Raw genomic sequence first — 22,065 nt, 5'->3', positions numbered from 1 at the left:
GGTTGTTTCCGATTTTCAGACGTTATCGAATTGGCCTTGTGAGCCGCTCATTGCTCCGCTTCCGGTGATACCGCGCGCGGAAAACCACTTTCTTCAAGCAAGCCGATCCCCTCCGAAGACGCGTGGCGTTTTTTCGGTCGGCCGGGTGCGACGGGATTTCTTTTTTTCAGCGGCGCCGGGCGGGTGTTTCAACACCCATCCGGCACCGCACTCAGTGGGTGGTCATCACCGAAATCTTGCTGATGCCGGAGCGCTCGATCGATGCCATGGCCTTGGCCACCTGGCCGTAATTGACGGCGGCGTCGGCCTGCAACTGCACGCGCACGTCGGCGTCCTTGGCCTTGACCTCCTTGAGACTGGCCTCGAGGGATTCCGGGGCCAGTTCGGTCTTGGCCAGATAGAACTTGCCGTCCTGATCGACGCTGACCACCACCGGGTCTTTCTTTTCGGCAGGGGCGACGGCGTCGGTTTTCGGCAGGTTGACCTTGATCGCGTTGGTCATCAGCGGCGCGGTGACAATGAACACCACCAGCAGTACGAGCATCACGTCGACCAGCGGCGTGACGTTCATTTCGCTGAGCACTTCATCGCTGTCTTGAGTGGAAAACGACATCAGCTGGCCTCCCGCACGGCGGTGGTGCTTTTGCTGGCAATGGCCTGGCGGCTGATGGAAAAGGCACTGCGCGAGGCGAGGGCGTCGAAGTCGTGGGCGAAGTCGTCCATGTCCGCTGAGGCCAGTTTCAGCCGACGCAGGAAGAAGTTGTAGATCAGCACCGCCGGCACCGCGACGGCGATGCCCACGCCAGTGGCGATCAGCGCGTGGCCGATAGGCCCGGCGACCGCCTCAAGGCTGGCCGAGCCGGTTTCGCCGATGCTTTGCAGGGCTTCCATGATTCCCCACACGGTGCCGAACAAACCAATGAACGGCGCGGTGCTGCCGATACTGGCGAGGATCGCCTGGCCGTTTTCCAGCGAGCGACGTTCCTTCTGGATCTGCTGGCGCAGGTTGCGTTCCAGGCGGTCGGAACGGTTGATGGTGTGCGCCAGTTGCTGCGTGGTGCGCGGCGAATCTTCCACCAGCAGGGCTTCGAAACCGCTGCTGGCGATGCGCGCCAGCGAGCCCGGATACTGGCTGGCGTGTTCGGCGGCGGTGAGCAGGTCCGGCGCGCTCCAGAAGGCTTTGGCGAACTGTTTGTTCTGCGCTTTCTGGCGCAGGTACTGGGCCGACTTGACCAGCAGGATCGCCCAACTGACCACGGAAAACAGCACCAGACCCCAGAGCACACCGGGGACAATCATCGAAGACAGTGAATCGTTCATGGCTACACCTCGCTTGCGTTAATCAGTAATGAGTCGGTTGTGCCGTCATTGCGGCAATTTGAAATCGATGGTCTGGGTGGCGAAGCCGTCGATCGGCGTGTCACCGCGCTTGGCCGGAATGAACTTCCAGTTCTTCACCGCCGCGACGGCCGCCTCATCCAGTTGCGGCTTGCCGCTGGACTTGGTCACCGTCACCGCACCGGCACGGCCGTTGGCCAGCACCTGAATGCGCAGCACCAAGCTGCCTTCCCAATTGCGGCGCAGCGCCAGCGACGGGTATTCCGGCGGCGGGTTGCCAAGGCTGGCCAGGCCGGAAATCGCTGCCGACTCCTTGACAGGAGCGGGCGCAGCAGGGGGTGCCGGTGGTGCGCTCGGTGTCGTCGGCGCCGCAGGTGCGGCAGGTTGCGCCGGGGCCGGCGGCGCTTTCGGTGGCTCGACTTTCTTCACCGGTTTGAGTTTCTCGACCGGTTTTGGTTTTTCGATTGGCTTGGGCTTCTCCACCGGTTTGGGCGGCGGCTTGACCGCGTCCTCGTCCTCCACCGGCTGCTCGGGTTCCGGCGGCGGGGGCGGCGGTGGTGGTTCCGGTGTCGGTGGGGCCGGAGGCGTCGGGCTGGTCAGCTCGACGGTCATTTCCGGAATTTCCGGCGGCGTCGGCAGTGGCTCCGGCCGCGCCTGATGGAAGAACCACCACGCGCCGCCGTGTATCAGCGCCGACACGGCGATCAGCAAGAGCAACTGTGGTTTGTTCAACCCGCCGGGTCGTGACGTATTGGCTGTAAACGCCGGACTGGCCGGGGGCGGCGGGACCGGCGCTTGCCGCAACGGCCCCGGCAGGGTTTTGTGCTTTACCGCATCGTTCATTAAAGCTCCCTCGGGTCAGATGAAGGGCAATAAGGTGCCGTCCGAACATATGGCTGATGTTCGAGTGAGTGGGTGCAACTTTCTTCAAGGTGTACGCGAGCCGATAGTTGGACTATCTGTTTAAACGGCCTCGAACAAACTTAATGGCTTAGTAGCATCTATATCGATTGTTCATTATCCATTCCGTGGCTTGTTGTTGTGCGGAGACGTGAGCTGTCTCAGGTTTGTTACAGTTTGCAACAGGTGTGCCAGATGTTGCTGAAACGGGTTGAACGCATATCTTCGGTGTTACTGATGTCGCATTTATATAAGTTTCAGTTTCGCCCACTGTTTATTCGGCGCGAAGCGGTCCTCAAGTCCTCGCAGAAGGGCTTTTTCCAGAGCGAGTCAGAGGGAACGCTGTATCACGCCAATCGGCGGGATAGAGCGGCTCCTCGGTGATCAGGCTTAGCACCTATCGGTGCGTAGCGAATCGATTTGGTGCAGGTCAGTCATTCAGCGGTTCACAGGACAGGTTCCTTATTTTGATTCTGGAGTATTGGTTAACTGCATCACATTCGGGCGTGCGCTTTTGGTGCAACTTCAATGACGGAAAGTCATTGTTCGACAATCTTGTTGTTGTGCCTTTTATTAATTGCCGTATTTAAAAAATAAATAACACTCGGCGCCCGACGATCGCTCGATCGCCAGGCACGCAAAGTGTGCATTGGGTTTCAGGTAATAAAGGAGAAACGCGCCAGGCTGAATAGGTTCGGCTGAACTTTGGGCTGGATTTGCGAGTGAGTCGGGTATGTCGTACGGCGGAGCATTTGAAGATTCACGGAGGAACTCCTTATTGCCAGCTCGGACAGGCGAACTTTTGGTTCGCTGTCGCACCTTACAAGAACGCGGATAGCGTTCGATGAATGCTCTTGGTGCGGGATGGGCACCGCCAGCGCTGATTGGCGAAGGTTGATTTCGCAAGTCGGCAGTGCATGGGAAAAACGTGCCAATCACGACACATTTGCAGAATTTTCTACGTCAGGCCAGCCAGCCATCTACCCTGTGCAAAGGCCTTATCGGGGGAACGGACATGTACCAGCTCTACGGGCACAAGAATTCCGGCGCGGCTGCCATCGAGGCGGCACTGGAGTTGTGCCAGATCGCCTATCGTTTCATTGATACCGAAGCCAGCGCCGAGGCCGACGAGGCGCTGGGCAAACTCAATCCGCTGAAACAGATACCGACCCTGCAACTGCCGGACGGCAGCGCCATGACCGAAAGTGCGGCGATCCTTATTCACTTGGGCCTGACGTTTCCCAAGTCCGGCCTGCTGCCGAGCAAGGCTGCCGATCGTGATCAGGCAATTCGCGGCCTCGCCTATATCGTCAGCAATTGCTACGCAGCGGTCGGCATCATCGATTACCCCGAGCGCTGGCTGAGCGCGCCCGACGAGAGCGCACGGCAAAACCTGATCGCCGGCACCCGCCAGCGCCTGCACTTCAGTTGGGAGGTGTTTGCCGATCAGTTTTCCGGGGAGTTGTATCTGGATGATGAAACGCCCGGTGCACTGGATGTGCTGGCGGCCGTGGTGAGCCGCTGGGCCGGCAGCCGCGAACATCTGCGCCAGACCCGCCCGGGCTTTTATGCGTGGCTGCAAAGGATCGACCGGCACCCGGTGCTGGCACCGGTGTTCGAGCGGCATTGGCCGGCCTGACAGGCGCGATCGTTCCCACGCTCTGCGTGGGAATGCCTCAACGGACGCTCCGCGTTCGGCTTTAGAGGGACGCGGAGCGTCCCAGGCTGCATTCCCACGCAGAGCGTGGGAACGATCATCACTGACCTGGCGCATTCGCGAGCAGGCTCGCTCCCACAAGGGGATCACGGTGGTGGGCTCAGTCGCCGCGAATGTACTGCTCCAGCTGTTTGATCAGCTCGGCCTGTTCGGCAATTGCCTCTTTCACCAGGTCGCCGATCGACAGCAAACCAATCAGTTGCCCGTCCTCGACCACCGGCAGGTGGCGCAGGCGTTTGTCCGACATGATGCCCAGGCAGGTGTCGACGGTTTGTCGGGTATCCACGGTAATCACGTCCTTGACCATGATGTCGCGCACTGGCGTACCGACCGAAGAGCGCCCGTGCAGCACCAGTTTGCGTGCATAGTCGCGCTCGCTGATGATGCCGACCACTTTGTCGTCTTCGACCACCAGCAAGGCGCCGACGTTTTTCTCGGCCATCTTCATCAGCGCTTCGAGCACCATGTGATCGGGTTTGATCTGGTGCACTTCCTGATTTTTCTGATCTTTGAGCTTGAGCAGTTGGGCGACGGTCTTCATGGCGGTTACTCAGGTGTTGTCGTTGTTCATCAAGCATCGTAGACGCAGCTGCGCAGAGCAAGGTGGCAAAGCGGCAGTTAGCGTGCAAAAAACGCCATTTGCCGGAAAAAACATCTTTGTATCGGTGAATGAAGCATCTGTGGCTAGGGGATTTATCTGTAACAAGGGGGATTATCTGTGGCAGAGGATTTATCTGTGGCAATAAGATTTATCTGTGGTGATGGGATTTATCTGTGGTGATGGGATTTATCTGTGGCGAGGGGATTTATCCCCGCTGGCCTGCGCAGCAGGCCCTTTCATTAAAAGCGGGGTCGCTTCGCGGCCAGCGGGGATAAATCCCCTCGCCACAAATGCTGCGTAGAATGGCGTTCTGATTGAAACGTTGAGGTCGCAGTGGTGGATTTACAGCAGGGCTTCGTCCTGACCCGGCATTGGCGCGATACGCCGGCCGGCACCGAAGTCGAGTTCTGGCTGGCAACGGACGCCGGGCCGCGCCGCGTGCGTCTGGCGCCTCAGCCATCGGTGGCGTTTATTCCCGCCGCCCAGCGGGAAGCGGCCGAGCGTCTGCTGCACGATGAAAAGAATGTGGAACTGCGACCGTTGGCGCTGCTGGATTTTCAGCATCGTCCGGTGCTCGGTCTGTATTGCCAGCAGCACGGCCAGTTGATGCGCCTCGAAACCGCGCTCAACCGCGCCGGCGTCGACGTCTTTGAAGCCGACGTGCGCCCCCCGGAACGCTATCTGATGGAGCGCTTCATCACCGCGCCGGTGCTGTTCGGCGGCACGCCTGATGCTGACGGCGTGCTGATCAACGCCCAACTGAAACCCGACCCCATTTACCGGCCGAAACTGCGCTTGGTCTCACTCGACATCGAGACCACCGAAAACGGCGAGCTGTATTCCATCGCGCTGGAAGGCTGTGGCGAGCGCCAGGTGTACATGCTCGGCGCGCCGAATGGCGATGCCAGCATTGTCGATTTCGACCTCGAATACTGCGATTCGCGCACGCTCATTCTGAAGAAGCTCAACGACTGGTTCGCCCGCCACGACCCTGACGCGATCATTGGCTGGAACGTCGTGCAGTTCGATTTGCGCATCCTCCATGAACACGCGCGGCGTCTTGGCGTGCCGCTGAAGATCGGTCGTGGCGGCGAAGAAATGCAGTGGCGCGAGCACGGCAGCCGCAATCACTACTTCGCCTCGGCAGCGGGGCGGCTGATCATCGATGGCATCGAGTCGTTGCGTTCGGCGACCTGGAGTTTTCCTTCGTTCAGCCTGGAAAACGTCGCGCAGACCCTGCTCGGCGAAGGCAAGGCGATCAACAACCCATACCAGCGCATGGACGAGATCAACCGCATGTTCGCCGAGGACAAGCCTGCTCTGGCCAAATACAACCTCAAGGACTGCGAGCTGGTCACGCGGATCTTCGCCAAGACCGAACTGCTGACGTTTTTGCTTGAACGCGCCAGCGTCACCGGTTTGCCGGCCGACCGCAGCGGCGGTTCGGTCGCCGCGTTCACCCATTTGTACATGCCGTTGATGCACCGCCAGGGCTTCGTTGCACCCAATCTGGGCACCAATCCACCCCAGGCCAGCCCCGGCGGGTTTGTCATGGATTCACGCCCGGGGCTGTACGAATCGGTGTTGGTCCTCGATTACAAAAGCCTTTACCCGTCGATCATCCGCACCTTTCTGATCGACCCGGTGGGCTTGATCGAGGGCCTGCAACACCCGGATGACGCCGACTCGGTGCCGGGTTTTCGTGGCGCACGCTTCTCGCGCACCCGCCATTGTCTGCCGTCCATCGTGGCGCGAGTGGCCGAAGGGCGCGAGACCGCCAAACGCGAGCACAACGCGCCGCTGTCCCAAGCGTTAAAGATCATCATGAACGCCTTCTACGGCGTGCTCGGCTCCAGCGGTTGCCGTTTTTTCGATACCCGGCTGGCCTCGTCGATCACTTTGCGCGGCCACGAAATCATGCTGCGCACCCGCCAGTTGATCGAAGAACAGGGCCACGCGGTCATTTACGGCGACACCGATTCAACCTTCGTCTGGCTGCGCAGTCTGCACGGTCAGGAAGAAGCAGCGCAGATCGGCCACGCGCTGGTCAAGCACGTCAATGATTGGTGGCGCGCGCATGTGCGTGAGGAATACGGGCTGGAAAGCGCGCTGGAATTGCAGTTCGAGATTCACTACAAGCGCTTCCTGATGCCGACCATTCGCGGCGCCGAGGAGGGCAGCAAGAAGCGCTACGCCGGTCTGGTCACCCGCGCCGATGGCAGCGAGGAAATGGTCTACAAGGGCCTGGAAACCGTGCGCACCGACTGGTCGCTGCTGGCGCGGCAATTTCAGCAGGAACTCTATGAGCGGATTTTCCAGCGCAAGCCGTATCAGGATTACGTGCGCGACTACGTGCGCAAGACGCTCGCTGGCGAGTTCGACGATCGGCTGATCTACCGCAAGCGCCTGCGCCGCACCCTCGACGACTACGAACGCAATGTGCCGCCGCACGTCCGCGCGGCGCGGCTGGCCGACGAATACAACGCCGAGCACGGGCGGCCCCGGCAGTATCAGAACGGCGGCTGGATCAGCTACGTCATCACCCTGGCCGGCCCGGAGCCGCTGGAGGTACGCCGCGCCGCCATCGACTACGACCACTACATCACCCGCCAATTGCAACCGGTGGCGGATGCGATTCTGCCGTTTGTCGACGACGACTTCTCAACCCTGATCGGTGGGCAACTGGGCCTGTTTTGAGTCGAGCAATTGCAGCGTCCATTCATCGAGAATGCCGTGGAAGTAGCGCTCCAGTGCCTGATGGAACAGGCTGTCCTCGGCGCTGAACTGGGCGAACAAAGTCATCGAAGAATGAAATTTCAGGTCATCGGGATGGCCGAAAATGTCTGCAATCGAGCGCTGCGGCACATTCAGCACCAGTTGCGTGCAAGTGCGCAGCCGCGCCCCGAGCAGCTCGTGGGCCAGATAGGCCTGGGCTTCCTCGGCTGAACCAATGGCAAAGCGCCGTGCCATCTCGCTGCCGCCCAACCCGGCGAACTGCGGGAAGACGAACCACATCCAGTGGCTGCGCTTGCGGCCCGTCTCGAGTTCACGCTGGACCCGTTCGAACACCGGGTCCTGAGCCTGGACAAAACGTTGCAGGTTGTACGGGTCGTGCAGATCTGTGCTTCTCATGGCGAAGCCCTCGCAGTCGGCAGCTCAGACCATGGCCAGTCGCTGCTTGCGTTGTGGCGCCGGAAACACCTTGTCCAGCGCCGCCAGATCCCCGGCGTCCAGTTGCAACTGCGCCGCCTCGGCATTGAGTTGCACATGCTCCGGGCGCACAGCCTTGGGAATCGCAATCACGCCGTCCTGGCGCAGGAGCCACGCCAGTGAAATCTGCGCCGGGGTGGCGTTGTAACGACTGGCAATGTCCTGCAGAACCGGCTCGGCGAGCATCGCGCCGCCCTGGCCGATCGGGCAGTACGCCATCAGCGGCAGGCGCTGATGCTGGCACCACGGCAGCAAATCGAATTCGATACCGCGCTCTTCGAGGTTGTACAGCACCTGATTGGTGGCGCAGGCCGAGCTGGACAGTTCTTCGAGGTCGTCGACATCGAAATTCGACACACCCCAACGGCCGATCTTGCCGTCCTGGCGCAGGCGTTCGAAGGCTTCGACGGTTTCCTCCAGCGGATACTGACCGCGCCAGTGCAGCAGATACAGATCGATGTAGTCGGTGCCGAGCCGACGCAAACTGCGCTCGCAGGCTTGCGGGATGCCCTCGCGGCTGGCGTTGTGCGGGTAGACCTTGCTGACCAGAAAGACTTGATCGCGCAGACCGGCGATGGCTTCGCCGACCACCGTTTCGGCACCGCCCTCGGCGTACATCTCGGCGGTGTCGATCAGGGTCATGCCGAGCTCGATGCCCGTGCGCAGCGCCGCCACTTCACGGCTGTGCGCCGAACGATCCTCGCCCATGCGCCAGGTGCCCTGACCAATCACGGGAACCTGTACGCCGGCCAATTCAAGAGTACGCATCCAAACCTTCTGCCTTAAAGAGTCGATATCTTTAGTGGGCAGCAGGATAGAGCAAGGGTTCCCGGAAGGAAGGAGGAGTCAAGGATGAAACCGGTCAATCGTGGCGAGGGGATTTATCCCCGCTGGGCTGCGAAGCAGCCCCGATCCTGCAACTCGCGCTGTATCAGACAGCGTTCTATTGCAGGTTTTTGGGGCTGCTTCGCATCCCAACGGGGATGAATCCCCTCGCCACAGGGGGAGCATGGCAGGTTACTTGGTGGAGAACTTCAGGATCACGCTGTGGGCGTAAGTCTGCCCCGGATCAAGCCGCGTGCTCGGGAAGTCTGGCTGGTTCGGCGAATCCGGGTAGTGCTGGGTCTCGAGTGTGAACGCGCCCCAGTGCGGATAGACCTTGCCACCCTTGCCCTTGACCGTGCCGTCGAGGAAGTTGCTGGTGTAGAACTGCACGCCCGGCTCGCTGGTGAACAGTTGCAGGACCCGTCCGGATTGCGGATCGCTGACTTCGGTGGCGAGCTTGCTGACATCGCCCTTGGTGTCCAGCGCCCAGTTGAAATCGAAGCCGCCCTGTTTCGGCTCGGCGAATTTCAGCTGCGGATGATCAGCCTTGATGTGCGTGCCGATTGCCGTCGGTTTGCTGAAGTCCATCGGCGTGCCGGCGACAGCCGCCAGCTCCCCGGTCGGGATCAGTTTCGCGGTGACCGGCGTGTAACGGCTGGAGTTGATCATGGCGACTTGCTTGAGAATATCGCCATTGCCGGCACCGGCCAGGTTGAAGTAGCTATGGTTGGTCAGGTTGAGCACGGTCGGCTTGTCGGTGCTGGCCTTGTAGTCGATGCGCAGCTCGTTGTTGTCGGTCAGGCGATAGGTGACTTCGGTGGTCAGATTGCCTGGGAAGCCCATCTCGCCGTCGGCCGAGAGGTAGGTCAGGGTTACGCCAACCGAATCCTTGTCCTTGGTTTCTTTGGCCTTCCAGACTTTCTTGTCGAAACCTTCGGGGCCGCCGTGCAGGGCGTTGGATTTGTCGTTCTGCGGCACTTGATAACGCTTGCCATCAAGTTCGAAAGCACCTTCGGCCAAACGATTGCCGAAGCGGCCGATGGTCGCGCCGAAGTACGCGGTGCCTTTCTGATAGCCCTGCACATCGTCAAAACCCAACACGATGTCGTCGAACTTGCCGTGCTTGTCGGCGACTTTCAGCGCTTGCAGGGTCGCGCCGTAGGTGATCACGGTGGCCTGCATGCCGTGGCTGTTGCGCAGGATGTACTGTTCGACAGGCGTGCCGTCATTGGTTTTGCCGAAGGCTTTGTGTTCGGCGGTCAGGCCCGCCGCGTTGGCGGAAAGGGTAGCGATCATCAGGGACAGTCCGAGGCCGGAGAGCAGGTGACGGGATTGAAGCATGGTTGACCTTCCTTTTTGTTGTTGTTTTCGTATTGACCGTAGGAGCTGCCGAAGGCTGCTCCTATATGTCACTAGTCATGCTATTTGAGCCGAGAAAGAAGATTTATAGCGGATTTACCGCTGTTGGCAAATATAAAGTCCGACTAATTGATATGGCGAAAAGCACCGAAGGTCGGCTCACCGCCCGGGCACCGCACTTTTTCGTAATCGGCGGCTCTATGCATGGCCAGGATGCGGTGACTCCCGCCGCACAGGAATGTGCCTGTCCGAGATTTCATGCCGAGTGTTTTTGCCCTGATCACCGTCGCTCACCGCCGCCCGTGCCTGCTGCTGGCCTGCCTGTTGTCGCTGTTGCTCAGCGGCTGCAGCCACCAGAACGGCAATGGATTTTTCAATCAGATACGAGAAGGGCAGCCGCAGGAATTTCTCCAGACCAGCGTCGACCGTATGGCCACCCTGGCGATGCGCGATAACCTCGACAGTCTCTATCGATTGATGGGCAAGCTTTACTTGCGCAACCCGGAAGAACTGCGCAAATCCGGTTTCCTCACCGTCAACGCCGCCGTGAAACAGGTGCGTCTCGCTGTCGAGCAACAGCAGCCGTTGCCCGTGCTGGGCGGACGCAAGGATCTGGCGGCACTGAGCTATGCGATGAGTCCGGAATTCCTCGGCGACCGCGTCGGCGCCTTCATCTATGCGATCGGCAGCATGCTGGTTACCGCTCACGGCAATCGCACCGAGTTCTACATGACCGACGCGATCAACCCGACTTTCGTGCACAACGCCGCGCGTAACATCGAAAAAGCCATGTGGATTCTGTCGCAACGACAAAACAAGGAAGGCCAGCCGTTGCTGTTCTCCAACGAAATCTCGGAGGAGGGCAGCAACCTCAGCTTCGCCACCGAATTCAGCAAAATCGTCGCGCGCCTCGACCTGCTCACGCAGATGCTCGATGAGCGCTATCGCAGGATCGGACTGAATTACGCGCAAAGCCTCTTGTTCTTGAATTTCCTGCCGGTGCAGTGAACCCGGCAAGTTTTCTGTAGCGCCAGGGGCCACTGTGGGAGCGAGCCTGCTCGCGAAAGCGTTGCATCATTCAACTCATCGGTCGGCTGACACCCCCTTCGCGAGCAGGCTCGCTCCCACAGGGAACTGCAGCAAATTCGATATGGCATAACCATAGACCGCATCGATATATGTGGTTATAAGAAAAATCGCTATGCTGCGGGCCAGATTTTCCTGTCGTTTTCTGGACGTTTGAATGGAATTGGCAAATTTCGGCCTGGTGATTGCCGGGCTGGTGGTGGGGTTTATCGTCGGCATGACCGGTGTCGGCGGCGGTTCGTTGATGACGCCGATCCTGCTGTGGTTCGGCATCAACCCGGCGACGGCGGTGGGTACGGACCTGTTGTACGCCGCGATCACCAAATCCAGCGGCGTCCTCGTTCACAAGAAGAACAAGAACATCGACTGGGCGATCACCGGCTGGCTGACCCTCGGCAGTGTGCCAGCCGTGGCCATGACCCTGTGGTTCCTCAGCACCCTGCACACCGCGCCGGACGCGATGAACGCCATTATCAAGCAGGCGCTCGGCTTCGTCCTCTTCGCCACCGCCCTGGCGATTTTCTTCAAGAAACGCTTGCTCGAATTTGCCCACAAACGCGCCGGCGGCAACTACAACCCGAGCGGTTCGCGGCTTAACGTGATGACGGTGATCACCGGTCTGATCCTCGGCACCATGGTTGCCCTGACCTCGATCGGTGCCGGCGCACTGGGCACCGTCGCCTTGTTCATCCTTTACCCACTGCTGCCAACCCGGCGCCTGGTCGGCACGGAAATCGCCCACGCCGTTCCACTGACCCTCGTCGCCGGCCTCGGCCACGCAAGCATGGGCAACATGGACTGGGGCGTGCTGGGCTTCCTGCTGATGGGCTCGCTGCCGGGCATCTGGCTCGGCAGCCACCTGACCGGTCGCATCTCCGACGAAGTCCTGCGCCCGTGCCTGGCGACGATGCTGGTGTTGATTGGTTACAAGTTGGCGTTCTGAGTCAGCCTGGAGAAAACACTTCCTGTGCAGCGGCCGTAGGGATGTGCCAATGATCGCTTGCGTCATGTTGCGCAAAGTTCTCCCTGACCTAAGCTTCTGACAGGGCAATGCCTTTTTGCCAGACGCCGCCGGAACAATCGCCACGATGCGCAATCAGTAGTGCGTGGATATCAAAAGGAGATGCGCATGCTCATCAGGTCCCTGACCCTGACCCTCTTGCTGGCAATCGCCGGCCCCCTGTTCGCCGCCGACAGCGATTCACCCCTGGCCGGGGACGTGGGCCGCGCCCGTCCGCTGATCGTGATTGCGCAAAGCACCGTCGACCCGGTGTGGCTGAGCCTGAAAAAGTCACTGGAAGACCCGGCCAACAAAAAGGGCGTCACCGACCGCAACATCAAGGTCTACACCATCCTCAGCATGTCCGGCCAGCTCGACGGCAAGGACATGGGCCAGCAGGACACCATGGCCCTGCTGCGCTCGCTGAAGCTCGGCGCCGGCGCTTATCCAAAAGTGTTCCTGGTGGGCAAGGACGGCGAAACCAAGCTCTCCGCCTCGGGTGACGAAGCCAAGGCATTGAGCCTGGCGAAAATCTTCGAAACCATCGACGCCATGCCCATGGCCGAAAAAGAAGCCGCCGCTGCGGCCGCCGCCGCACAAACACCTGCCGCCACCGAGCCGGAACCGGCCAAAGGCGCGAAGGGCAGCAAACCGGCGAAACCGAGCAAACCGCCGCAGATGCCGGATGATTGATTGCGCGTTGCGTGAGTGAAGCAAAATCCCTGTGGGAGCTGGTAGACCAGCTCCCACATTTTTTTGTGAAGTGCACAGTTCAAATGTGGCAGCGAGCCTGCTCGCGATAGCGGTTTTTCAGGCGCTGAAAGGTGACTGATCGAGCGCATTCGCGAGCAGGCTCGCTCCCACAAGTCATCTGCTGATCGAAAGTCGTTGCAGCATGTGCCTGCCGAAATGTCTGACACAAATCGCCTTCAATCTCTGTGGATTTTTCCTGCAAGACGCGGCGGCCGTGGTGAACTGGTGCGTTGTGGCGCAGGGGGATAACCTCTTTTGGCCGCTGAAAAACACAGTGGTCGGATGTGGAAGTCCGGTTGTTCGGTTACATCCATCAATGTCTCAAAAGCGCATGTCGACGGGTTTTATGTCAACATCGCCGCGTTTTGGCGGCTGTGCGCAGGAGCACTCTCGAGTGCGCCGGGTATTGGTGGATTGGCCTGGTCTTCCACACCTGCGTACAGCTGCCACCCTCATGTGGAAGTGAGACAGGTAGTGTTTCCTACAATCCACAACGGTAATCAACACATGAAAAAACACACTCCAAATCCCCCCGAATCCCCCATGGATTCAAGCTCCTTCGACTCCAATAACCCGCGTCTGCGCCACCCCGGCCAACCCGATCCCATCAGCCACGTCTTCACCATTCTCCCCGACATCGACACGGCGACACTGCTGAGCCATGCCTGCGAAACCCTTGCCTCACTGAACGTACTGACCACCGACCTTGCCTGTGAATTGAGCGGTGCGCAGCGCAGCCTGACGTTGTCGATCCAGCAGTTGGCGGTAGTCGGAGAACTGCTGGTCAACCGCGCGCTGGACAATCTCGATTCACCCGCAACGGCGACTCAACATTGAACAGGGAGGTTCTACCATGGCGCGCTACATACCGATCACCGGGATTGACTGCAAAATTCCCTGTGTGCTGATCGACAGCGAAGCCCCCATCGACGTGTTGCACGGCACCGCGGCTTACCGATTGCGCTGTGTGACGCAGCTGATGGAGAGCCTTTCGCTGGACGAGGGCAAGGGACACGATGCATTGCTGTTGCAGGATTTCGCCCGGGTGCTGGCGATTCCGTTGCGCGATAGCTGTGACTTGATGGATGTGATTGGCTGGCGCTTGCAGGCGCAGCTTTAAGCGCTGAAACGAAAAAGATCGCAGCCTGCGGCAGCTCCACCATCAACCGAGTGAAAACCCGATCCTGTAGGAGCCGCCGCAGGCTGCGATCTTCTGCTCTTAATCCGCCAACGCCGCGAAAACTGTGTGCGCAATCTTCACCCGTTCGGCATTCGGGTAATTCTTGTTGGCAAGAATCACAATGCCCATGTCCCGCGACGGCACAAACGCCACATACGCGCCAAAGCCCCGTGTAGAACCTGTTTTATTGAACAGCACATTGGCCGGCTCAGCTTGCGGTGGGGTCAGCCACTCGACTTTGTGAGGTTCCATGGCCATGGGGGTCGAGTTGCCGTTTTGCAGTTTTTCCAGGGTGATCGGGTAGGCGTAGCCTTCCCAGCCCAGGCCTTGGGTCATGTCGCCGACGCGGTAATAACCGATGTGGGTGTTGGCGATGGCTCGGTGCAGATCAGGCGCAAGGCTGGCCGGTTTCAGTTGTGCCTGGACGTAACGCAGCAGGTCGGCGGCGCTGGTTTTGATGCCGTAGGCTTCGGCGTCGAGGGCGCCGGGGCTGACGCGTACCGGTTGGTCGGCGCTGTCGTAGCCTTGGGCGTAAAGCTTCGACTGCGCTGACGGTACGCTGAGGAAGGTGTGCTGAAGGCCGAGTTTCGGCAGCAGGGTTTGCGTCATTGCCTGGTCGAACGGCTGGCCGAGGCTTTTCGCCGTCAGGTAGCCGAACAGGCCCAGGCTCGGGTTGGAATACAGGCGATGGCTGCCGGCGGGAAATTGCGGTTTCCACTGTTGGTAATAGCCGAGCATCTTGTCGGAAGAATCCGCCTCGGCAGGAAATTGCAACGGCAGACCGCCAGCGCTGTAGGTGCCCAGTTGCAGCACGCTGATGTTGTCGAAGGCGCTGCCCTTGAGCTCCGGCCAGAGCTGGCTGGCCTTGCTCGACAGGTCGAGTTTGCCGGTGGCCTGGGCGTAACCGGCGAGGGTGGCGGTGAAGGTTTTACTCACCGAGCCGACTTCGAACAGGGTGTTTTCACTGACTTTTTGCCCGGTGTCTTTGGCAGCGACTCCGTAATTAAAGTAATGCGCCTGGCCATTCAGCGTGATCGCTACGGTCAGCCCCGGGATGTTGTTTTGCTGCATCACCGGGGTGACGGCTTGGCTGACCAGTGCCTGCAATTGCGCATCCGTCGGCGTTGCGGCATGACAGGCAACGCTGCCGAAGAACAGTGCGAAAGCGCTGTGGGAAAAGACCTTGCTCGGGTTGAAGGAACACATGAGTGAATCACTCTCCATGAGTGTCGTTTGTTGTATCCCGCTACACTGCGGGTGATTTTTTCATCGGGCGGCTGATCAGCGCGGTTAATTTAGGCACTTTGCCGACCTTCGACAAACGATGAAAACTCGCACGAAGCCTTAGAAAAATTTGGGACAACCCATGATTCGATCGCAACTGCCGCTCAACGCTCTGCGCGCGTTTGAAGCTTCGGCACGCCACCTGAGCTTCACCCGCGCCGCCGTCGAACTGTGCGTAACGCAGGCAGCGGTCAGCCATCAGGTCAAAAGCCTGGAAGCGCAGCTCAACCTGACCCTGTTCAAACGCCTGCCCCGTGGGCTGATGCTGACCAGTGAAGGCGAAACCTTGCTGCCGGTGCTCAGCACCTCATTCGACCACATTGCGCAGATGCTTGAGCGTCTGGCCGGTGGGCAGTATCGCGACATGTTGACGGTCGGCGCAGTGGGCACGTTTGCGGTGGGCTGGCTGTTGCCGAGGCTGGCGGACTTTCGGGCGAAATATCCGCTGATCGATTTACGCCTGTCGACCCACAACAACCGGGTCGATGTGGCGGCGGAAGGGCTGGATTACGCGATTCGGTTCGGCGCTGGCGCCTGGCATGGCATTGAGGCGACACGCTTGCTCGATGCGCCGTTGTCGGTGTTATGCGTGCCGGAGATTGCCCGGCAACTGCACGCGCCGGCGGACCTGTTGCAGCAGACCTTGCTGCGTTCCTATCGCACTGATGAATGGCCGCAGTGGTTTCAGGCGGCGGGCCTGGCGACCCAGGCCGCGCCACCGCAAAGCATCGTCTTCGACTCTTCACTGGCGATGATGGAAACGGCGTTGCAGGGCGGCGGCGTGGCGTTGGCGCCGCCACTGATGTTCGCCCGGCAACTGGCGGCTGATGCGATTTGCCAGCCGTTCGCGATCGAGATCACCACCGGCAGTTACTGGCTGACGCGGTTGCAGTCGCGAGCGGAAACGGCGGCGATGAACGCGTTCAAGGCGTGGTTACTGCAAGTTTCTGCCTGACACAAACCCCCCCCTTGTGGGAGCGAGCCTGCTCGCGAAAGCGGTGCATCAGCGACAGCACTATCGACTGACCTGACGCCTTCGCGAGCAGGCTCGCTCCCACAATTGAAATCAGCGGCGCCTGCTGGATCACCGCACCAGACACGGCCGTTTGTTATCGAATTTCCACCCCGGAATCAGGAACTGCATCGCCACGCTGTCATCCCGCGCGCCGAGGCCCATGCCTTTGTACAGTTCGTGGGCCTTGGCCACTTGATCCATGTCCAGTTCCACGCCCAGTCCCGGTTTCTGCGGCACTTGCACGCAGCCGTCGACAATTTGCAGCGGTGCCTTGGTCAGACGCTGGCCGTCCTGCCAGATCCAATGGGTGTCGATGGCCGTGATGTCGCCCGGTGCCGCAGCGGCGACATGGGTAAACATCGCCAGAGAGATATCGAAGTGGTTGTTGGAATGCGAACCCCAAGTCAGGCCCCATTCGTGGCACATCTGCGCGACGCGCACCGAACCCTGCATGGTCCAGAAGTGCGGGTCGGCCAGCGGGATGTCCACTGACTGCAACTGAATCGCGTGGCCCATTTCACGCCAATCGGTGGCGATCATGTTGGTCGCGGTTTTCAGCCCGGTGGCGCGGCGGAATTCGGCCATGACTTCGCGCCCGGAATAACCGTTTTCCGCGCCGCAAGGGTCTTCGGCGTAGGCGAGCACTTGGTGCTGATCGCGGCACAGACGAATTGCTTCTTTCAGCGACCAGGCGCCGTTCGGATCGAGGGTGATCCGCGCGTCGGGGAAACGCTCGGCCAGTGCCGTGACCGCTTCGATTTCGGCATCGCCGCTGAGCACGCCGCCCTTGAGTTTGAAATCCTTGAAGCCGTATTTGGCATGCGCCGCCTCCGCCAGACGCACGACCGCTTCGGCGGTCATGGCTTTCTCGTGGCGCACGCGGAACCAGTCGTTGTCGGCGTCCGGTTCGCTGCGGTAGGCGAGATCGGTTTCGTGTTGATCGCCAACGTAGAACAGATAACCGAGCATCTTCACTTCGTCGCGTTGCTGACCTTCACCGAGCAGCGCCGCCACCGGCACGTCCAGATGTTGGCCGAGCAGGTCGAGGAGGGCGGCTTCCAGGCCGGTGACCGCGTGAATGGTGATGCGCAGGTCGAACGTCTGCAGACCACGGCCGCCGGCATCGCGGTCTGCGAAGGTCTGGCGCACCTGGTTGAGGATCTTCTGGTAGGTGCCGATGGGGCTGCCGACCACCAGATTGCGCGCGTCCTCCAGGGTCTGGCGAATGCGCTCGCCACCGGGCACTTCGCCGACGCCGGTGTGGCCGGCGTTGTCCTTGAGGATGACGATGTTGCGGGTGAAAAACGGCCCGTGGGCGCCGCTCAGGTTGAGCAGCATGCCGTCGTGACCGGCCACCGGAATCACTTGCATGTCGGTGATGATCGGAGCTTTGGCGGTGTCGTGAGTAGTCATTATTGTTTTCCTTGTCGAGACGAAGTCAGGCGTGTTTCGGCGCGGCGTCGGCCACAGCCTTTTCAGCAGCGGGTTTCGGCGTGGTGCGCGCGGCGAAGACGATGATTGCGGCGATGATCGAGGTCGCGGCCAGACCATAGAGGCCGCCCTGAATCGAGCCGGTGTGCTGTTCCAGCAGGCCGAAGGTGGTTGGCGCGACGAAGCCGCCGAGGTTGCCCACCGAGTTGATCAGCGCGATCACTGCCGCCGCGATGCGTGCATCCAGATAAGCCTGGGGAATCGGCCAGAACAGCGACGAGGCGGATTTGAAACCCAGCGCCGCAAAGCAGATCGCGACGAAGGCAAAGATCGGCCCGCCAGTGGTGGACATGAACATCCCCGCTGCGGCGATCAACAGGGCAGTGGCGACCCACGCTTGCTGATGTTTCCACTTCGCCGACAGCGAGGCGAAGGCGTACATGCCGACGATCGACAGCAACCATGGAATCGAGTTGAACAGGCCGACCTGCACGTCGCTGAGTTCGCCCATCTTCTTGATGATGCTCGGCAGCCAGAAAGTCGCCGCATAAATGGTCAACTGAATGAAGAAGTAGATCAGGCAGAACAGAATGATCTGCCGGTCCTTGAGCAGTTTGCCCAGCGACGGCCGGATCGGCGTCGCGGCTTCGCGGGCCTTTTGCTCGTCGTCGATGGCGCTGACCAGCGCATCCTGTTCGGCGCGGCTCAGCCATTTGGCGTCGTGGGGTTTGGCATCCAGCCAGAACCAGACAAACACGCACAGGCACACCGAGAACATCCCCTCGATGAAGTACATCCATTGCCAGCCGTGCATGCCCAGCCCATTGATCTGCAGGAGCAGACCGGACAGCGGGCCGGAGATCAGCGAGGCCACGGCAGAGCCGCTGAGGAAGATCGCGATCGCTTTGCCGCGCTCGACGCCGGGCAGCCAACGGGTGAAGTAATAAATCACCCCGGGAAAGAACCCGGCCTCGGCGACACCGAGCAGGAAACGCAGAATATAGAAGTGGGTTTCGTTCTGAATGAACGCCATGCAGGCCGCGACTATGCCCCAGGTGAACATGATGCGGGTCAGCCAGATCCGTGCGCCGACTTTTTGCAGAAGCATATTGGACGGCACTTCGAACAGCGCGTAGCCGATGAAGAACAGACCGGCGCCGAAGCCGTAGGCAGCAGCACCAATGCCCAGATCGGTTTCCATGTGGGTGCGGACGAAACCGATGTTCACCCGGTCAATGTAATTGACGATGAACATGATCACGAAGAGCGGCAGGACGTGGCGTTTGACTTTCGAGATGGCTGAGGCGAGCGTCGGATCGACGCTGTCCTGCATCCCGGAGACGGAGGTTTTCACTGATGTTTCTCCCACTGATTATTTTTATGCGGGTAGGACTGGGTGTTGCGTTGTTGATAGACATCATACAACTGTGTTTTTTTGTCCGACAAGTGGGGAGGGGCGATTAAATTCTTCTGATTGTTCGGTTTCTTATGCGAAAACAGGATTTAAGCTCGTATTTGTTGATTGTTGCGCCAGTCGAGCGGAGCGCCTTTTTGAGATATGAATGGTGGTGCGTGATGGCTGGCTATCGAAAATATTCGACGTAATTGAGTGTTGTCATACAAGTTGATGTCTCATCGACCGCTAAAATCCATCTCAACCGTCATTCCGCAGTGCTACGATCGGCAAGCCCCGATCACCGGAACCGACCATGCAAGAAGACCTCGACGCGCCCGCGCGCAAACGCACTCACAACCTCGCTCATGACTTGGTGGAAAAGCTCACCCAGAGCATCCTGCTCGGGCAACTGTCGCCCGGTGACAAGCTGCCTTCGGAGAACTCCATCGTTCAGGAGCACGGCGTCAGCCGCACGGTGGTGCGCGAGGCGATTTCCAAGTTGCAGGCCTCGGGGCTGGTGGAGACGCGCCATGGCATCGGTACTTTCGTGATCGAACGCGCAGCGGAGCAGGGCCTGCGCCTGAATGTCGACACGGCGCTCGGCGTGCGCAGCATTCTTGAGCTGCGCATGGGCCTGGAAACGCAAGCGGCGGCGCTGGCGGCGCAGCGGCGCAGTGAGCAGCAGGTGCAGCAGATGCGTCAGGCGCTGGATGACTATCAACGGATGCTGGCAAACAATGACAGCTGCGTGGAAGCCGATCGGCGTTTTCATCTGCTGATCGCCGAGGCCACCGGCAACGCTTGTTTCAGCGAAATCATGCAGCACCTGGGCAGTGCGATGATCCCGCGCAATCGCCTGAATGCTGCCGAGCGCGGCGCGGCGGATCTGAGCAAGCTCGGGCACTTGGCCAATCTGGAACACGAGGCGATTCTGAATGCGATCAAGCGTCAGGACGCCGATGCCGCCCGTGCCGCGATGTGGCTGCACCTGACCAACAGTCGTGATCGCTTTATCGCCCAAGGCTGATGCCGCTGGTCTGATCTATCGCACGCCGTCAACGGTCGCGCTTCCAAACAATACGCCCCGGATAATCCGGGCCAGTATTGTGAGGTGCAGCATGGCTGATGACTCGCTTGTTCCCGGTGGCATGGCGCCCACCGACCAGACCCGCCCCGTATCCGGCACCGACGAGCCGACCCTGAGCGATCACGACGCACCGCCGGGCATGGACCCGGGCCGCGACCCGTTGAGCGATGCCGACCGCCCGGATGACTGGAAGGATCCGCCGGATGACGAGGATGTGCCGCCAGCGGATGAGCCGACGCCGTTGTCGGATGATTTGCGCTGAGGTCTGGATTATTCATTGAGTGGGCCGGCCTCTTCGCGAGCAGGCTCGCTCCCACAGTGGATGACACAAACTCCCTGTGGGAGCGAGCCTGCTCGCGAAGACGGCATCGGCTTCGCAACAAATTACGGCCATGCTGCGAGTGCCAGACAAGATCGCCAGTCAACCAACACGCAAATCCCGCATCAACAACCCAAAGCGCAAATCCACCGCGTCCGGAATCGGCACGTACACCGTATGCCCGTCCCCCGGCGCCACTTCGATCGCTTGGCCGCTGACACTCTGCAATTCATGCAGATCAAAATGGAAATTGCCCTTGGGCGTCATCAGTTCCAGATGATCGCCCACGGCAAAACGATTCTTCACTTTCACTTCGGCCAGGCGATCCCGGCGCTCGCCGGTCAGCTCGCCAACGAACTGCTGACGCTCCGACACCGAACTGCCGTGCTGATAATTCTGATATTCGTCGTGCACATGCCGGCGCAGAAAACCTTCGGTGTAGCCGCGCTGGGCCAGCGATTCCAGATCCAGCATCAGGCTGCGATCAAACTCGCGCCCGGCCACGGCATCATCGATCGCCCGGCGATATACCTGGGTGGTGCGCGCGCAGTAGAAATGCGATTTGGTCCGGCCTTCTATCTTCAATGAATGCACACCCATGCGCGTCAGCCGTTCGACATGCTGCACCGCGCGCAGGTCCTTGGCGTTCATGATGTAGGTGCCGTGTTCGTCTTCGAACGCCGGCATCAATTCGTCGGGGCGGTTGGCTTCCTGCAACAGAAAGACCTGATCGGTCGGTGCGCCGAGACCCAGCGTCGGCTCGGGTTGAAAGGTCTGGACGATCTCGCCGAGCTGGTTTTCCGTCGCTTCTTGCGCCGTGTACTTCCAGCGGCAGGCGTTGGTGCAGGTGCCCTGATTGGCATCGCGCTTGTTCATGTAACCGGAAAGCAGGCAGCGCCCGGAATAGGCCATGCACAGCGCGCCGTGCACGAACACTTCCAGCTCCATGCCCGGCACCTGCTCGCGGATTTCACCGATTTCTTCGAGGGACAGTTCGCGCGACAGAATGATCCGGCTCAGCCCCTGTTGCTGCCAGAACTCGACGCTCGCCCAATTCACCGTGTTGGCCTGCACCGACAGGTGAATCGGCATCTGCGGAAAATGCCGGCGCACCAGCATGATCAGGCCGGGGTCGGAGATGATCAGCGCATCCGGGGCCATCTCGATCACCGGCGCCAGATCCTTGAGAAACGTCTTCAGCTTGGCGTTGTGCGGGGCGATGTTGACCACGACGTAGAAACGCTTGCCCTGCGCCTGCGCCTCACGGATGCCCAGCGCCAGGTTGGCATGATCGAACTCGTTGTTGCGCACCCGCAGGCTGTAGCGCGGCTGGCCAGCGTAGACCGCATCGGCGCCGTAGGCGAAGGCGTAGCGCATGTTTTTCAGGGTGCCGGCGGGGGCGAGAAGCTCGGGGGCGATGAGAGTCTGCATTTGGATGTCAGTCGCAAAAGCCGCGCAGGGTAGGGCAGCTGTTGCGAGGGTTCATTGATCTGGATCTATGCTCCATGAATAAACATGGCACTCGCGCGCTCGGCGGCTGACTAAGTGGGGCGGGCGTGCGTGA

21 protein-coding genes are annotated in these 22,065 nt (G+C 60.2%); 10 read left to right on the top strand and 11 right to left on the bottom strand.

The genetic code is table 11. From position 1 onward, the window contains the following. Positions 1 to 211 precede the first annotated feature (211 nt). Genes J2Y39_RS09740 through J2Y39_RS09730 form a run of 3 tightly spaced genes read right to left on the bottom strand, consistent with a single transcriptional unit; the run spans position 212 to position 2,181 of the window. Positions 212 to 613 carry a biopolymer transporter ExbD gene (locus J2Y39_RS09740; protein WP_041477201.1) on the bottom strand — a complete coding sequence of 134 codons (402 nt, stop codon included), beginning with the start codon at positions 611 to 613 and terminating at the stop codon, positions 212 to 214. Next, the gene (locus tag J2Y39_RS09735) at positions 613 to 1,320 is read right to left on the bottom strand and encodes a MotA/TolQ/ExbB proton channel family protein (RefSeq protein ID WP_041477200.1); all 708 of its coding nucleotides are present in this window, start codon (positions 1,318 to 1,320) and stop codon (positions 613 to 615) included. The genes J2Y39_RS09740 and J2Y39_RS09735 overlap by 1 nt, the downstream gene beginning before the upstream one ends. Positions 1,321 to 1,365: 45 nt before the next feature. Then, positions 1,366 to 2,181: an energy transducer TonB gene (locus J2Y39_RS09730; RefSeq protein ID WP_310217064.1), complete on the bottom strand. Its 816-nt coding sequence runs from the start codon at positions 2,179 to 2,181 to the stop codon at positions 1,366 to 1,368. Between the two features lie 1,072 nt (positions 2,182 to 3,253). Between J2Y39_RS09730 and J2Y39_RS09725 the strand changes: the two genes are divergently transcribed. Then, positions 3,254 to 3,877 (top strand): glutathione S-transferase N-terminal domain-containing protein, encoded by a 624-nt coding sequence (locus J2Y39_RS09725; protein ID WP_125918118.1) that lies wholly within the window; start codon positions 3,254 to 3,256, stop codon positions 3,875 to 3,877. Positions 3,878 to 4,055: 178 nt separating this feature from the next. Here the strand turns inward: J2Y39_RS09725 and J2Y39_RS09720 are convergent, their stop codons facing one another. Beyond that, positions 4,056 to 4,496 (bottom strand): CBS domain-containing protein, encoded by a 441-nt coding sequence (locus tag J2Y39_RS09720; RefSeq protein ID WP_041477195.1) that lies wholly within the window; start codon positions 4,494 to 4,496, stop codon positions 4,056 to 4,058. Between the two features lie 396 nt (positions 4,497 to 4,892). Here J2Y39_RS09720 and J2Y39_RS09715 point away from each other — a divergent pair, with 396 nt between their 5' ends. Beyond that, on the top strand, positions 4,893 to 7,253 hold the full coding sequence (locus J2Y39_RS09715; RefSeq protein WP_310217061.1) for a DNA polymerase II: 2,361 nt from the start codon (positions 4,893 to 4,895) through the stop codon (positions 7,251 to 7,253). Here the strand turns inward: J2Y39_RS09715 and J2Y39_RS09710 are convergent. The 3 genes from J2Y39_RS09710 to J2Y39_RS09700 form a co-directional block, all read right to left on the bottom strand. Then, the gene (locus tag J2Y39_RS09710) at positions 7,218 to 7,688 is read right to left on the bottom strand and encodes a DUF1810 domain-containing protein (RefSeq protein WP_056788700.1); all 471 of its coding nucleotides are present in this window, start codon (positions 7,686 to 7,688) and stop codon (positions 7,218 to 7,220) included. The two genes, J2Y39_RS09715 and J2Y39_RS09710, sit on opposite strands and share 36 nt — an antisense overlap. Before the next feature lie 24 nt (positions 7,689 to 7,712). Continuing rightward, complete coding sequence (locus J2Y39_RS09705; RefSeq protein WP_310217056.1) at positions 7,713 to 8,534, bottom strand: aldo/keto reductase; 822 nt, start codon at positions 8,532 to 8,534, stop codon at positions 7,713 to 7,715. 249 nt (positions 8,535 to 8,783) lie between these two features. After that, positions 8,784 to 9,932, bottom strand: coding sequence for an aldose epimerase family protein (locus J2Y39_RS09700; RefSeq protein WP_310217052.1), 1,149 nt, complete (start codon positions 9,930 to 9,932; stop codon positions 8,784 to 8,786). 276 nt (positions 9,933 to 10,208) lie between these two features. On the opposite strand from J2Y39_RS09700, the gene J2Y39_RS09695 reads away from it, so the two are divergent. The 5 genes from J2Y39_RS09695 (at position 10,209) to J2Y39_RS09675 (ending at position 13,909) form a co-directional block, all read left to right on the top strand. Then, the gene (locus J2Y39_RS09695; RefSeq protein WP_056788708.1) at positions 10,209 to 10,958 is read left to right on the top strand and encodes a hypothetical protein; all 750 of its coding nucleotides are present in this window, start codon (positions 10,209 to 10,211) and stop codon (positions 10,956 to 10,958) included. A 235-nt stretch (positions 10,959 to 11,193) separates the two neighbouring features. After that, the gene (locus tag J2Y39_RS09690; protein ID WP_041477188.1) at positions 11,194 to 11,979 is read left to right on the top strand and encodes a sulfite exporter TauE/SafE family protein; all 786 of its coding nucleotides are present in this window, start codon (positions 11,194 to 11,196) and stop codon (positions 11,977 to 11,979) included. Positions 11,980 to 12,165: 186 nt separating this feature from the next. Continuing rightward, complete coding sequence (locus tag J2Y39_RS09685; RefSeq protein ID WP_016775365.1) at positions 12,166 to 12,729, top strand: DUF4174 domain-containing protein; 564 nt, start codon at positions 12,166 to 12,168, stop codon at positions 12,727 to 12,729. 567 nt (positions 12,730 to 13,296) lie between these two features. Further along, positions 13,297 to 13,626, top strand: a complete 330-nt coding sequence (locus J2Y39_RS09680) for a DUF6124 family protein (RefSeq protein ID WP_039763404.1) — start codon at positions 13,297 to 13,299, stop codon at positions 13,624 to 13,626. A 16-nt stretch (positions 13,627 to 13,642) separates the two neighbouring features. After that, positions 13,643 to 13,909, top strand: a complete 267-nt coding sequence (locus J2Y39_RS09675) for a hypothetical protein (RefSeq protein WP_016775363.1) — start codon at positions 13,643 to 13,645, stop codon at positions 13,907 to 13,909. 99 nt (positions 13,910 to 14,008) lie between these two features. Here the strand turns inward: J2Y39_RS09675 and ampC are convergent, their stop codons facing one another. Further along, the gene (ampC, locus tag J2Y39_RS09670; protein ID WP_310217047.1) at positions 14,009 to 15,175 is read right to left on the bottom strand and encodes a class C beta-lactamase; all 1,167 of its coding nucleotides are present in this window, start codon (positions 15,173 to 15,175) and stop codon (positions 14,009 to 14,011) included. A 160-nt stretch (positions 15,176 to 15,335) separates the two neighbouring features. On the opposite strand from ampC, the gene J2Y39_RS09665 reads away from it, so the two are divergent. Then, complete coding sequence (locus tag J2Y39_RS09665; protein ID WP_310217044.1) at positions 15,336 to 16,208, top strand: LysR family transcriptional regulator; 873 nt, start codon at positions 15,336 to 15,338, stop codon at positions 16,206 to 16,208. Between the two features lie 129 nt (positions 16,209 to 16,337). Here J2Y39_RS09665 and gudD read toward each other — a convergent pair whose 3' ends face one another. Together gudD and J2Y39_RS09655 are read right to left on the bottom strand one after the other, a co-directional pair. Beyond that, complete coding sequence (gene gudD, locus J2Y39_RS09660; RefSeq protein WP_310217041.1) at positions 16,338 to 17,681, bottom strand: glucarate dehydratase; 1,344 nt, start codon at positions 17,679 to 17,681, stop codon at positions 16,338 to 16,340. Between the two features lie 25 nt (positions 17,682 to 17,706). Further along, positions 17,707 to 19,053 (bottom strand): MFS transporter, encoded by a 1,347-nt coding sequence (locus tag J2Y39_RS09655; RefSeq protein WP_016775359.1) that lies wholly within the window; start codon positions 19,051 to 19,053, stop codon positions 17,707 to 17,709. Between the two features lie 355 nt (positions 19,054 to 19,408). Between J2Y39_RS09655 and J2Y39_RS09650 the strand changes: the two genes are divergently transcribed. Both J2Y39_RS09650 and J2Y39_RS09645 read left to right on the top strand, forming a co-directional pair. Further along, a complete protein-coding gene (locus tag J2Y39_RS09650) occupies positions 19,409 to 20,122 on the top strand; it encodes a FadR/GntR family transcriptional regulator (RefSeq protein WP_252867899.1) in 714 nt (237 codons plus the stop codon). A gap of 91 nt (positions 20,123 to 20,213) precedes the next feature. Further along, positions 20,214 to 20,444, top strand: a complete 231-nt coding sequence (locus J2Y39_RS09645) for a hypothetical protein (RefSeq protein ID WP_217851984.1) — start codon at positions 20,214 to 20,216, stop codon at positions 20,442 to 20,444. A 159-nt stretch (positions 20,445 to 20,603) separates the two neighbouring features. Here the strand turns inward: J2Y39_RS09645 and yegQ are convergent, their stop codons facing one another. After that, on the bottom strand, positions 20,604 to 21,932 hold the full coding sequence (gene yegQ / locus J2Y39_RS09640) for a tRNA 5-hydroxyuridine modification protein YegQ (RefSeq protein ID WP_310217032.1): 1,329 nt from the start codon (positions 21,930 to 21,932) through the stop codon (positions 20,604 to 20,606). Between the last annotated feature and the right edge of the window lie 133 nt (positions 21,933 to 22,065).

It is taken from the genome of Pseudomonas sp. 2957 (assembly GCF_031456345.1).
GTDB classification, from domain to species: domain Bacteria; phylum Pseudomonadota; class Gammaproteobacteria; order Pseudomonadales; family Pseudomonadaceae; genus Aquipseudomonas; species Aquipseudomonas siliginis.
Note: the sequence above shows the minus strand (reverse complement) of the source record. Positions and strands in the feature narration are given on the sequence as shown.